Source organism: Betaproteobacteria bacterium, from assembly GCA_016791345.1.
GTDB lineage: Bacteria > Pseudomonadota > Gammaproteobacteria > Burkholderiales > JAEUMW01 > JAEUMW01.
The window spans coordinates 1-13113 of record JAEUMW010000048.1; the positions used below are offsets into that span (position 1 = coordinate 1).

General features: G+C 64.2%; 11 protein-coding genes. All 11 read left to right on the forward strand.

Features of this window, described 5'->3' with window-relative positions:
* Positions 1-985: cytochrome C oxidase Cbb3 (locus JNK68_01675; GenBank protein MBL8539057.1), on the forward strand; the 985-nt coding region annotated here is incomplete at its 5' end.
* A 153-nt stretch (positions 986-1138) separates the two neighbouring features.
* Positions 1139-3115, forward strand: a complete 1977-nt coding sequence (locus JNK68_01680) for a nitrous-oxide reductase (GenBank protein ID MBL8539058.1) — start codon at positions 1139-1141, stop codon at positions 3113-3115.
* A gap of 71 nt (positions 3116-3186) precedes the next feature.
* A complete protein-coding gene (locus tag JNK68_01685) occupies positions 3187-5334 on the forward strand; it encodes a 4Fe-4S binding protein (protein ID MBL8539059.1) in 2148 nt (715 codons plus the stop codon).
* Entirely contained in the window at positions 5300-6610 is a 1311-nt protein-coding gene (locus JNK68_01690) for a nitrous oxide reductase family maturation protein NosD (protein ID MBL8539060.1), read from the forward strand. The genes JNK68_01685 and JNK68_01690 overlap by 35 nt, the downstream gene beginning before the upstream one ends.
* Positions 6591-7502: an ABC transporter ATP-binding protein gene (locus tag JNK68_01695; protein ID MBL8539061.1), complete on the forward strand. Its 912-nt coding sequence runs from the start codon at positions 6591-6593 to the stop codon at positions 7500-7502. The genes JNK68_01690 and JNK68_01695 overlap by 20 nt, the downstream gene beginning before the upstream one ends.
* 5 nt (positions 7503-7507) lie before the next feature.
* Complete coding sequence (locus JNK68_01700; GenBank protein ID MBL8539062.1) at positions 7508-8320, forward strand: ABC transporter permease; 813 nt, start codon at positions 7508-7510, stop codon at positions 8318-8320.
* Entirely contained in the window at positions 8317-8862 is a 546-nt protein-coding gene (locus JNK68_01705) for a nitrous oxide reductase accessory protein NosL (protein MBL8539063.1), read from the forward strand. The genes JNK68_01700 and JNK68_01705 overlap by 4 nt, the downstream gene beginning before the upstream one ends.
* Positions 8863-8921: 59 nt before the next feature.
* Positions 8922-9929: an FAD:protein FMN transferase gene (locus JNK68_01710; protein ID MBL8539064.1), complete on the forward strand. Its 1008-nt coding sequence runs from the start codon at positions 8922-8924 to the stop codon at positions 9927-9929.
* Between the two features lie 231 nt (positions 9930-10160).
* Positions 10161-11240 (forward strand): NnrS family protein, encoded by a 1080-nt coding sequence (locus JNK68_01715; protein ID MBL8539065.1) that lies wholly within the window; start codon positions 10161-10163, stop codon positions 11238-11240.
* Positions 11241-11320: 80 nt separating this feature from the next.
* Positions 11321-12184 (forward strand): dTDP-glucose pyrophosphorylase, encoded by an 864-nt coding sequence (locus JNK68_01720; protein MBL8539066.1) that lies wholly within the window; start codon positions 11321-11323, stop codon positions 12182-12184.
* A 43-nt stretch (positions 12185-12227) separates the two neighbouring features.
* On the forward strand, positions 12228-12794 hold the full coding sequence (locus JNK68_01725) for a 2'-5' RNA ligase family protein (protein ID MBL8539067.1): 567 nt from the start codon (positions 12228-12230) through the stop codon (positions 12792-12794).
* Positions 12795-13113 lie beyond the last annotated feature (319 nt).

Genomic DNA, 13113 nt, shown 5'->3' on the forward strand with positions numbered 1-13113 from the left:
CAAGTTCGATCTGTGGAACCTGAAGACGGTGGCCGAGGTGCGTGCCGGCATCAATACGCGCAACGTCGCGGTGTCCGGCGACGGCCGCTACGTCATGGTGGCCAATTACCTGCCGCACACGCTGGTGGTGCTGGATGCGCGTGACCTCGCGCTCGTCAAGGTGATCGACGTGCGCGATCGCCAGGGCAAGAGCTCGCGCGTGTCGGCCGTGTATGACGCGGCGCCGCGCAAGAGCTTCGTCGCAGCGCTGAAGGACATCCCGGAGATCTGGGAGATCTCCTACGACGACAATGCCGAGCCGATCTACGAGGGGCTCGTGCACGACTACAAGCTCGGCGAAGGCATCGCGCAGGCGGGCAAGCTCAACGCCCGTCGCACGCAACTCGACGACGTGCTGGACGATTTCTTCTTCGATCCGAGCTACGCCTATGTCATCGGTGCGGCGCGCACGGGAGGCCGGGGGCAGGTCGTGAATCTGGACGTCCGCCGCAAGATCGCGGACGTGCCGCTGCCGGGGCTGCCGCACCTGGGATCGGGCATCTCGTGGGAGCACGCCGGCAGACGGGTGCTCGCCACACCGAATCTCAAGGAGGGTGTGGTGAGCGTGATCGACATGGAGAACTGGCAGGTGGTGAAGGAGATTCCCACGCTCGGCCCCGCGTTCTTCATGCGCAGTCACGAAGCCACGCCCTACGCCTGGGTGGATGCGATGATGAGTCGCGACAAGGACACCATGCAGCTCATCGACAAGCGCACGCTGGAGGTCGCGCAAACGCTGCGGCCGGAGCCGGGCAAGACCGCGGCCCACGTCGAGTTCACGCGCGATGGACGCTACGCGCTGGTGTCGATCTGGGAGCAGGACGGTGCGCTCGTGATCTACGACACCGAGACGCTCAGGGAAGTAAAACGTCTACCGATGAAGAAGCCGGTCGGCAAGTACAACGTCTGGAACAAAATCACGCGGTCGGAAGGGACGAGCCACTAGCCGGCCGATTGCGTGTGCTCTCTTTGCCGAATTGATATGGATCAAGGTATCTCTCCGCGATCCAACGTATCAACGTAAGTCGCGTTTCCCGTCGCTCCGAGCCCCAATGGCGCGAGACGTTGGTAGACAGAAACCTTTGCGGAGGAGGTCAAAATGGCTGTCGATCGACAACCGGTAGCGGACAAGGTCGTTCCCGAGGACGCAGGGCGCCGCAAATTCCTAGGCACCGCAGCGGCCGTAGGGCTGGCAGGGGCAGGGTTGTCGGTGGGGCTTGCGTCGTGCGACTCCTCGGAAAAGACGCCGCCGCCACCGAAGACTGCCTCCGAAACTGCCCCGGCCACGTCTGCAACACCGGCCGCGGCCACGGCGCATCACGCCGCGCACGAAGTGCCGCCGGGCGAACTGGATGCCTATTACGGGTTCTGGAGCGGGGGGCACTCGGGGGAGTTTCGCGTCTTCGCCGTACCCTCCATGCGGGAGATCAAGCGCATTCCCGTGTTCCAGCCGGACATCATGAGCGGCTGGGGGCAGACCAACGAGTCCAAGAAGATTCTCGGCACCAGACCGGACGGAACGCTCATCTACACCACGGGTGATTCTCACCATCCGGTGGCCTCCTACGCCGATGGCACGTACGACGGAAAGTACGCGTGGACCAACGACAAGCTGAACAGCCGGCTGGCGCGCATCCGCCTGGACACTTTCGAATGCGACAAGATCACCGAGCTGCCGAACGTGCAGGGGTTACATGGCGCCTGCCCGGACAAGCGTGATCCGGTCGATCCCGCGATCAATCACACCACCCGGCTCTTCGTGGGCTCGGAGTTCGCCGTGCCGCTGCCGAACGACGGCCGCGACCTCGACAAGCCGGATCAGTACGCGAGCCTGGTGACGTGCATCGACTCCGAGTCCATGGAGGTGCGCTGGCAATGCCGGGTCGACGGCAACATGGACCTGCTCGCCACCTCGTACGACGGCAAGCTCGCGGCGTGGAACCAGTACAACAGCGAGAACGGTGCAACTTTCACAGACATGATGGTGGCCGAGCGCGACAACGTCGTGTTCGTCAACATCGCTCGTGTCGAACAGGCGATCAAGGACGGCAAGTTCAAGACCTACGGCACCTCCAAGGTGCCGGTCGCGGACGGGACGAAGGAGGCCAATCAGGATCCGAAGACCGCGCTCATCTGCTACGTGCCGATTCCGAAGAATCCCCACGGCGTGAATGCCACCCCGGACGGGAAGTACTTCATCGCCTCCGGCAAGCTTTCGCCGACCTGCTCGGTGATCGATCTCGCGCTGATCCTCAAGTGGTTCGACGGTGAGCTCAAGGAGCCCCGCGACACCGTGGTTGCCGAGCCGGAGGTGGGATTGGGACCGCTGCACACCACCTTCGACGGCAAGGGCAATGCTTACACCACGCTGTTCCTCGACAGCCAGGTGGTGAAGTGGGACATCGACGCGGCGATCAAGGCGTTCAAGGGAGACAAGAACGTGAAGGTCGTGCTCGATCGCATCGACTGCCACTACCAGCCGGGGCATCTGAACGCCAGCATGGCCGAGACCCGTGATGCGGACGGCCGGTGGCTGGTCGTCGGCAGCAAGTTCTCCAAGGATCGCTATCTGCCGGTCGGTCCGCTGCACGATGAGAATGAGCAGCTCTTCGACATCAGCGGCGAGAAGATGAAGCTGCTCGCCGACCATCCGGCGCATCCTGAACCGCACGACTTCATCATCGTCAAGCGCGACAAGATCAAGACGCGGCAGGTCTACAACCCCGACGAATTCCCGAATGCCCTGAAGGATTTCGCCAAGGACAGCCGCCTGGAGCGCAGCGGCAAGAAGGTCACGGTCTTTCTTGCCTCGGGTGCACCCCAGTTCAGCATGCCCGAGTTCAGGGTCAAGCGTGGCGATGAAGTGACGGTGATACTTACCAACATGGACAAGATCGAAGACCTGACCCACGGCTTCGGCATCGAGAAATACAACGTGAACTTCATCGTAAATCCGGGGGAAACACGATCGGTCACGTTCGTCGCCGACAAGCCAGGGGTGTATTGGTGCTATTGCACCCATTTCTGCCACGCATTGCACCTCGAGATGCGCAGCCGGATGCTGGTCGAAGCGTAATCCGCAGTGCACCGCCGGCGGGGGGCGCGCTCCCGCCGGTAGTTGTCTGGTTGGTAACCGGATGCGGTGAGATGTCGAGGCTTTTCCTCTCGCTGATTGCGGCACTCTGCTTCGCGACCGGCGTTGCGCCGGCGATCGCCGACTCGTACGAGGCGCCGCTACCGCCGCAGCTCGCGAGCGATCCGGAGCTGTGCGCCCATGTGCCGTGCAAGGAGGTGATCCCCGGCGCGGAAAGCTTCGCCCCGCGCAAGGGCAGACCTCCCTACGCCGAAGCCTACGCCACGAAGGACGGGCGAAAGAGCCTCGTCGGCTACGTCTTTCTCTCCACCGACATCGTCGACATCCCCGCCTACTCCGGCAAACCGGTGGTGACGCTGATGGGCATGGATACCCGCGGTGTCATCACCGGCGTGCGCATCCTCAAGCACAGCGAGCCGATCCTGCTTCTGGGCATTCCCGAATCGGCGCTCGTCAGGTTCATCGGCCAGTACGTGGGCAAGTTTGCCGGCGACAAGGTCGAGGTAGGCAAGACGCGCGGCGCCGCAGGCCACGTCGGCGTGGACGCCATCAGCGGCGCGACGGTGACGGTGATTGCGGAAAACCAGGTCATCATGCGCTCGGCGCACGAGGTTGCCCGGCAGGTGGGAATCATCAAGGCGCAACCGAAGCCGCAGGCCCGGTTCACGGACGTATCGGAGAAACTCGACTGGCGCGCGCTCGTCGAGGAGGGAAGCATCCAGCGGCTCACCATCAAGCCGGCGCAGGTGGGGGAGGCGGACGCCGGCCAGCCTTACATCGATCTCTACTTCGGCTATCTCAACGCATCCAACATCGGCCGCAACGTGCTCGGTGCAGAAGCGTATCGCCGCCTGATGGCGGATCTCAAACCCAACGAGCACGCGATCTTCATCGTGTCGAACGGCGCTGCTTCGTTCAAGGGCTCGGGATTCGTACGCGGCGGTATCTTCGACCGCATTCAGGTCGCCCAAGGGCTCGACACCTTCACCTTCCGCGACCTCGACTACCTCAATCTGTACGGTATCGAAGCGGCCGGCGCGCCGTCGTATCGAGAATCGGGCATCTTCATCATCCGCGACCCGAGCTTCAGCGCCGCCTACCCGTGGAGTCTCGTGTTTCTCAGCAGTAAGGTCGATCAGCAGACCGGCGCACGGACCTTTGCCAGCTTCGACAGCGAGTACTGGCTCCCGGCGCGCTACCTCGCAGACGGGCGTCCGGTCGTGGAACGGCCGGAGCCGACCTGGGTGAAGGTGTGGAAAGCGAAAGCGCTCGAAATCAGCGTCTTCGTGCTCTTCCTGGCGGCCGTGACGGCCGTGTACGCGTCGCGCGACAAGCTTGTGCGCCGCGCGACGCGGAAGGACCATCGCTGGGTCGAGTATCCCAAGTATGCGTTCTGGATCTCGAGCATCCTGTTCGTCGGCTTCTATGCCATGGCGGTACCGAGCATCACCCACGTGCTCACCTGGTTCCACTCGCTCGTCTATGAATGGCGCTGGGAACTGTTCCTGTCCGACCCCCTCATCTTCATCTTCTGGTGGTTCATCATCATTACCGTGTTCATCTGGGGGCGCGGGCTTTTCTGCGGCTGGCTCTGTCCCTACGGTTCCCTGGCAGAACTCGCCCACAAGGTGGCGGGCGCGATCGGTCTCAAGCGCTATCAGTTCTACCTGCCGATGCGCTGGCACAACAAGCTCAAGTGGCTGAAGTACGGGATCTTCGCGCTTCTCGTCGCGCTGTCGTTCTACTCCATCGGGACAGCGGAGAAGATGGCGGAGGTGGAGCCGTTCAAGTCCACCTTCCTGGTGGGCTGCTTCTGGACCCGCGCCTGGCCGTTCGTGGCGTACTGGGTCGCGCTTTTCGTGGTGTCGATGTTCACCGAGCGGCCCTTCTGCAAGTACCTGTGTCCGCTCGGCGCCGGCCTCGCGATTCCGACCACGATTCGCGCAGTGCCGCTCAAGCGCAAGGCGGAATGCCAGACCTGTCATGCGTGTCAGAAAGGCTGCGGATCGCTCGCGATCGACGACCTGGGGCGGATCGACCAACGCGAGTGCCTGCTGTGCCTCGGATGCCAGATTCTCTACTACGATCCCCACACCTGTCCGCCACTTTCCAAAGAACGCAGGCGGCGCAGCCGCGCCGGACTGCCGCTCACCCCGATCGGCGCCGATGGATACTACATTCCGATCAAGCAGATCCAGTAGCGGATCGCCAGCGAAGCAGGCTGTCACGCTGTTGCTTCTCATCGTGGGCGCTTCGTTCGCGCAGGCGAGCCAGGCAGCCGAGCACGTGGTGCGCGCGGGCGAGTCGATTGCCGCGGCAATTCAGAAGGCGCAGCCGGGTGACACGGTAAGCGTCGAGCGCGGCCACTACGAGGAACATCTGGTCATCGACAAGCCGCTGCACTTCATCGGGGTAAACCGTCCGACCTTGAGTGGAGGCAACACCGGCGATGTCGTCCGGGTGAAGGCGGCCGATGTCGTGATCGAGGCGTTCATCATCCGCGACAGCGGCGCCGACCTGGGCGCACAGAACGCCGGCGTCTACGTCGAACCGGGCGCCGATCGCCTGATCGTCCGCAACAACGATCTCGTCTACAACCTGTTCGGTATCTGGCTCAACAAGGTGAAGGACGTGCAGATCAGCAGCAACCTGATCGCCGGCAAGCGCGACCTCGCGTCCGCGCAGCGCGGCAATGGCATCCAGCTCTACAACACCACCGGCGCGCAGATCGTCGACAACAACATCAGCTTCTCGCGCGACGGCATCTACGTGGACGTCTCGCACCATGCGGTGTTTCGCGGCAACCGGATTCATCATCTGCGCTACGGTACGCACTATATGAACTCCCACCACAACCTGTGGGAGGACAACGAGTCGTACCTGAATCGCGGCGGTCTCGCCCTGATGGAGGTGCGCAACCAGGTGGTGCGGAACAATCGGGCCTGGGGCAACTCGGACCACGGCATCATGTTGCGCACCATCCAGGATTCGGCAGTGGAAAACAACGTCGTCGCGGGCAACAACCGCGGCTTCTTCGTCTACGACGCCGAGTACAACACGATCCGCAACAATCTCGTCATAGGCAACCGCGTTGGCGTGCATCTGTGGGCGGGGTCGATCCACAATGACGTGGACGGCAACGACTTCATCCAGAACCACAGTCAGATCCGTTTCGTTGCCGCGCGCGACGAGGAATGGGGCAAGCAGAACGGCAACTACTGGAGCAACTACATCGGCTGGGACGCTGACGCGAACGGCATCGGCGATGTCGCGTACGAAGCGAACGACGTGATCGATCGTCTCACCTGGAAGCATCCGCTGGTGAAGCTGCTGCTGTACAGCCCGGCGGTGCAGACCTTGCGCATGATCGCGAAGCAGTTTCCGCTGCTGCGCAGTCCGAGCGTGATCGACAAGCACCCGCGCATGCGCCCTTCCAACGTCGGGTGGAGCACCTGGATTGGCCAGCAGCGTCGTTGAGGTCAGGGGTGTGGCCAAGCACTTCCATCAGACGCGGGCGGTGGACGGGGTCGATCTGGCGGTGCGCGAGGGTGAACTGCTCGGGCTCATCGGGCACAACGGCGCCGGCAAGACCACGCTCTTCAAACTCATGCTCGGACTCATGCCGGCAACGCAGGGGGACATCCGCGTCTGCGGTGAGCCCGTACGCGGCGAGCGCTTCCGCCAGGTGCGCCGCAGCATCGGCTATGTGCCGGAGAGCATCGCGTTCTACGACAACCTGAGCGGGCTCGAGACCATGCGCTTTTTCGCCCGCCTGAAGGGTGCGGAGCCGGCGTCCTGCGTGGCGCTCCTAGAGCGCCTGGGTCTTGCCGATGCAGCCCGCCGCTCCGTGGGTGAGTACTCGAAGGGAATGAAGCAGCGGCTCGCCTTTGCTCAGGCACTGCTCGGGGCGCCACGTCTCCTGTTTCTCGACGAGCCCACCAACGGCCTCGATCCGCAGGGTATCCGCGAGTTCTACCGGATACTCGACACCCTCCGCGAGACCGGCACCACCGCCATCCTGACTTCGCACATCCTCGCCGAGATCCAGCAGCGCGTGGATCGGTTGGCGTTGATGGACGCCGGCAGAATCAAGGCGCTCGGCACCGTGCAGGGGCTACGTGAGGAACTGAATCTCCCGCTCGCAATCCAGGTGACGCTGCACAACGGAGCGGAAGGCGCACTGCGGCGCGCGCTGCCCGATGGAGAGATCATTCGGGTGGCGGGCTCGACGGCGTACCTGCGGTGCACGCGCAGTCAGAAGATGCGCGTGCTCGGTGCGCTCTCCGGGCTGGGTGACCAGGTGCGCGATATTCACATCGAGGAGCCTTCGCTGGAGGAGGTCTTCCTCGGTTACACGGATCTCGCATGAGCAGCATCCAGGTCGGGCAGATCGTCGCGATCGCGGAGAAGGAATTCTGGGATCGCATCCGCAACCGCTGGGTGCTCGCTGTGGCCGCGGTGTTCACCGTGTTCGCACTCGTGATCGCATACCTGGGCGCCGCGCAACAGGGCGCGGTGGGCTTCCGCGGCATCGATGCCACGATCGCGAGTCTGGTCAGCCTGGTCATCTATCTGGTGCCGTTGATCGCGCTCATCCTGGGTTACGACGCCATCGTCGGCGAGCGCGACAAGGGTTCCTTGGAACTGTTGCTGGCCATGCCGCTCACCCGCTTCGAACTCTTGCTCGGTAAGTACTTCGGCCTCGCGCTGGCGCTCGCGTTCTCGACCGTCGCGGGGTTCGGACTCGCCGGCGTGATGCTTTCATACCGCGTCGGCTTCGATGCCCTATTGCAGTACGGGAGGTTCCTGCTGAGCGCGCTCCTCCTGGGCTGGGCGTTCCTGAGCATTGCGGTGCTGATCTCGGTGCTGGCCGGCGATCGCATACGCGCGAGCGGCATCGCCATCGGCTTGTGGTTCTTCTACGTGCTGATCTACGACCTGCTGCTGCTCGGCCTGCTGGTGGCAGCCGAAGGCCGCTACAGCCTGGATTTGTTTCCCGCGCTGCTGCTGCTGAACCCTGCCGACGTCTTTCGCATCCTCAACGTCTTCGGCTACGAGGATGCGCGGCAATGGTACGGACTTGCGACCGTGTTCCCGGATTCGCTCGCGAGCCCATGGCTGATGGGATCGGCGATGTTGCTGTGGATCGTCTGCCCGCTTGCAATTGCGATCTGGAGATTCAGATGAATACGTGCGTTTGCGAAGGCGACACCCTGTTGGCAAGAGCATGCAGCGCGCTTACGCGTATCGGGCTCGCGGTGCTCCTGCTCGCTGCATGCAGCGAGCAGGCGGCAACGGTTGCGCCCGTGGACATCACGCGAGACACCACTTGCGCGCTGGACGGCATGGTGCTGGCGGACTATCCGGGACCGAAGGGACAGATCCACTACGACCGGGGATCGCCGGATTTCTTCTGTGACACGATGGAACTCATCTCGATTCATCTCCGGCCGGAACAGCAGAAGCGTGTCGTTGCGCTGTTCGTGCAGGACATGGGGCAGGCCGACTGGAACGAGCCGCGCGGACACTGGATCGATGCCCGCGGCGCCTTCTACGTTCGGGGCAGCGGCCGTCACGGGTCGATGGGACCGACGCTGGCGTCGTTTGCACGCGAGGACGATGCCCAGGCATTCGCGAAGCGGCACGGCGGAAAGGTGCTGCGCTTCAACGAGATCACGATCGACATGGTGGCACTCGACGGTGGCGTGATACGGGACGAAAGGATGTGAGCCGCGTGCGGGAAGCCGCAGGCGCCCGCAAGGAGGCAGGCGCCCGCAAGGAGGTCGGAATGAACAGGCGACAACTGCTCTTCGGGATGGCGAGCGCCGGAGGTCTGGCCGGACTCGGCTTCGGTTGCCGGCGCGCGGCGGACAGCGTCGGCGAGTTCGAAGTCGTTCACCGCACCTCGCGGGCACTCGGCGCAGAAGTCAGCATGACCGCACTGCATGCGTCGAGGCAAACGGCTGAGGAGGCGATCAGCGCCGCCTTCGACGAACTGGAACTGGTCGAGAGCATCATGAGCCTGTATCGGCCTGAGAGCGAGATCCGCCACCTCAACCACGAAGGAATGCTGGAGCACCCGCATCCCTATCTGTTGTCCGTGCTGCAGCGCGCGCGTGAGGTGTCGATTCTCACCGGCGGCGCATTCGACATTACCGTGCAACCGCTGTGGGATCTCTACGCCGCTGCGTGCAAACGAGGTCGCCTTCCCGGCGACGACGCCATCGCGCGTGAGCGCAGCAAGGTGGATTATCGCGAGTTGAAGATCACGCCTGAGCGCGTCCACCTGCATGAGGGGATGGCGATCACGCTGAACGGAATCGCGCAGGGTTTCGCCGCGGATCGGGCGCTCGCCGCGCTGCGAGCGCACGGGATCGCAAATGCGTTGGTCGATACCGGAGAACTCGGTCCTCTCGGACACAAGCAAGGAGGCAAACCCTGGATTGCCGGAGTCCGCGACCCGCGCCGCGCGGAGGCGCTCGTTGCGGCGGTGGCGCTCGACGATCGCTGCATGGCAACTTCCGGCGACTACGAAACCGCCTTCACGGCGGACCGCTCGTACAACCACATTTTCGACCCTGAAACCGGGCGCTCTCCGCAGACCTTCGCCAGCGTAACCGTGATTGCGTCGAATGGCATGGACGCGGACGCCCTATCCACCGCGGTCTTCGTGCTCGGGTTCAAGAACGGTGCGCGTGTAATCGAAGAATGGCCGGGCGCCGACGCGCTTTTTATCCTCAAGGACGGCTCCGTGATCGCGACTGCAGGTTTCCCGACGCGTGCGCTGAGTACATGATCGAAGACAACGCCGCAATCGCAGGGCGCACCGGGCGAGCGAAGGCGTCCACCGGGCCGGCACGAGGCGCTGGACTTGATCGACCGGAGCACGCCCACTTGGGCCCTCGAGGGGAGACGGAAGGTCATTAGGTCGCGAGGCAACGCGCCGGACCATCGAGCGCCAGCAGACAGACAGAGGGGAGAGTCAGAGGACAGAACTGGCCCGCGTCGAGGCGTTACCGGCAATGCGGTGTTCTTTCCGCTGGCGACGCTCTACGCGATTTTCGTGATGCCGGCGTCCGTGCTCGCCATGCTCGGCCTCACACGTGCCTTCCCGGCACTGGCGTCGCCGATCGGGCATGCCCACGAAATGCTGTTCGGGTTCGCCCTGGCCGTTGTCGCCGGCAATCAGCTTGGTCCGATGGCGGTTCCGCGTCTGACGCTCCTGGTCGTCCTCTGGCTGATCGCGCGCGTGTCGTTCGTCGTTACCACGCACGGCATCACCGCGACTGCGGCGAGCATCGCCTTCGCTGTGCTGCTCGCCGTGCACGTTACGCCTCGTCTCTTCGGTGCCGCGAAGAAGTGGCGCAACCAAGCGCTGCCGATGGTGCTGACGGCGATCTGCGCGAGTGCCGTGGTTCTGCCGCTTTTCATGCGCTTCGGCTCGACGGCAGCGGAACACAGGACTGCCGCCGTCGCTGTTCTGCTTTTCGCCGTGCTCATGATCTTCATGGGCGGGCGCATCATCGGGCCAACCGCTGCCGGTCATTTTCAGCGCCAGGGCGGCACGCTCGAAGCCCGTGTGCAACCGCGCATCGAGGGAGCGCTACTGATTGTCATGGCGATCGCGACCGTCGCCTGCGCATTCACGAACGCGCGGACATTGGCCGGCGCAGCCATCGGCGCGGCTGGGACGCTCTCGGTGATTCGCCTGATGCGCTGGCGTCTGTGGGAACTGCGCGGCAGACCAGACCTCCTCTGCCTGGCCGCAGGTTACGGGTGGCTCGCTGCCGGCCTCCTGCTCTATGGTCTCGCGCTCGGTGCCGGTCGCCACGAGACGGCTGTACTTCACCTCATTACCGTCGGCGCTCTGGGGACGCTCACGCTCAACGTCATGCACATGACGTGGTCGCTGAAAGCGCGGTCGAACCCTGCACGCTCCCCGGTGCCGGTGTGGGCCACGCTCTTTGTCGGGATTGCGGCGCTCCTGCGTCTGCTGGCCGGCATGGGGGTCGGCGAACCACGCGCGCTGCTCCTCGGCGCGTCCTTCTGCTGGAGCTTCGCCTTCGTCCTCCTGTTGGTGCGGTTGCTGCGCCTTCGTTCGGTGTGATGTCCTGAGAGCGCTCGGTCCCGGCGATGCGATAGACTGCATGCTTCGACACCTGCACCGAGACCTCGCCCATTAGTGACATGCCACATACATCGGCGCGACGGATCGTCGGGCTCATTCCGGCAGCCGGGCACGCGACGCGGCTCGGCGACATGCCCTGGAGCAAGGAACTGCTCCCGGTTGGGTTTCAGCCGGGCGCCGGGGAAGGTCATCCGCAACCGAAGCCCGTGGCGCAGTATCTGGTGGAGCAGATGAAGCGGGCAGGTTGTAGTGAACTCTTCTTCATCGTGCGTCGAGGCAAGTGGGACATCGCCGACTATTTCGGTGACGGCCGGCGTTTCGGCCTGGACATCGGATACCTGATCGTGCACGAGCCGTGGGGTCCGCCCTTCACGCTGAATCAGGCGGTCCCCTTCGTGGGCGATGCCACGGTCGTGGTCGGTTTTCCCGACATCGTGATCCACCCGCCGGATGCGCTGGCGCAGACTGTCGCACGCCTCGACGCCACCGCCGCAGACGTGGTCGTCGGCATCTTCCCGGCGCCGCCGGAGGACGCTTGCGATCTCGTGGAAAGCGATGCGAGCGGACGCGTGCTGCGACTCGTGCCCAAGGAAGATGATCCCGACCTGGGTGATCCGCGCAGTACCTGGATACTGGCGGCATGGGGCCCGCGCTTCACCGCGTTCCTGCGTGCGAAAGTGGTGGAGTTGGCGCAGATCGCCCGTGTGCGAAGCCGCGACGAAGCGAAGCCGCCCGAGTGGCCGGTCGGCAGCGTGATCGCCTCGGCGATACAGGCCGGACTGTCGGTGAACAGCGTGCGCTTCGCGCACGGCGCATTCCTCGACATCGGCGCCCCGCACCGGCTCGTCGATGCCGTCCGCTTTCCCGGGGTATGGGACGGACAGGGACAGCCTCCCGTATGGTCCCGGTGCGGCGGAGCGTGAGTGGCGACGCGCGCGTCGCACTCTGCGCGAGATCCGTCGCCCGATGAAAAGGCCTGTGGCGTTCTGGTTGCTGCTTGGCGAAGCCGCGATGCAGCGCTTCGTGAAGTGCATCGACGACCTGTCCGCTCGCTATCATGCCCCTCGCTTCCTGCCGCACGTGACCTTGCATGTGTGCGACGTGGCGCGGGATGCCGACCTCGATGCTGCACTCGATGAAGTGGCGCAGCGCTTCGCACCGTTCCAAATGCGGGCAGGCCCGACCGACCACTCGCCGGTGCGCTTCAAGGCGCTGTTCGTGCCGCTGTCCGGAGGCGATATCGTCGGTCTGGCGAATGCACTCTCAAGCGAGGTCGAATCCTGGTGCAGCACCCTAGGGAACGGAGGGGATTCGGCGGTCGCGTACCGTCTGGAGCCGCACTTGAGCCTTCTTTACCAGGTGCTACCGGAGGCAGAGCGCGCACGCCTTGCCGCGTGTCACGACTACGCAGGTGACGTCATCGATTTCGACCGCATCACGGCGGTCAGGCCCGCGCCCGGAGCGGAGGATTTCGCGTGCGTGGAAGAGTGGGTGATTCTGCCACCGCGATTGCTCGTCGGGACGGGTCGGTGACACCGGCTACTTGCGACCTGCGACACGCGCAACCGTGTCTTGGCGTAGCAGCCGGCCCCTGACACCACCTGCCGGATGCCGCCGCAGGCTTCCGCCACGACCCGACTATGCGGCTGACTTGACCTGGCCGCGAGCGGCCGCGCGAGCGTCTGCCAGCTTCGTTGTCCCAGCCGAGGCCCCGTGACGAGGATCCTGGGCATACCCCATCGGTATGTCGCGTCGGGGTGCGCCGATATAGAGCTGGCGCGGGCGGCCGATCTTGTAGTCCGGATCGGCGATCATCTCGCTCCACTGCGCAATCCAGCCCACCGTGCGCGCC

Bases quoted from the DNA above. Each gene is read 5' to 3' on its own strand.
- JNK68_01680 (MBL8539058.1), top strand. From the start codon at position 1,139: ATGGCTGTCGATCGACAACCGGTAGCGGACAAGGTCGTTCCCGAGGAC.
- JNK68_01685 (MBL8539059.1), top strand. From the start codon at position 3,187: ATGTCGAGGCTTTTCCTCTCGCTGATTGCGGCACTCTGCTTCGCGACC.
- JNK68_01690 (MBL8539060.1), top strand. From the start codon at position 5,300: ATGGATACTACATTCCGATCAAGCAGATCCAGTAGCGGATCGCCAGCG.
- JNK68_01705 (MBL8539063.1), top strand. From the start codon at position 8,317: ATGAATACGTGCGTTTGCGAAGGCGACACCCTGTTGGCAAGAGCATGC.
- JNK68_01710 (MBL8539064.1), top strand. From the start codon at position 8,922: ATGAACAGGCGACAACTGCTCTTCGGGATGGCGAGCGCCGGAGGTCTG.
- JNK68_01720 (MBL8539066.1), top strand. From the start codon at position 11,321: ATGCCACATACATCGGCGCGACGGATCGTCGGGCTCATTCCGGCAGCC.
- JNK68_01725 (MBL8539067.1), top strand. From the start codon at position 12,228: ATGAAAAGGCCTGTGGCGTTCTGGTTGCTGCTTGGCGAAGCCGCGATG.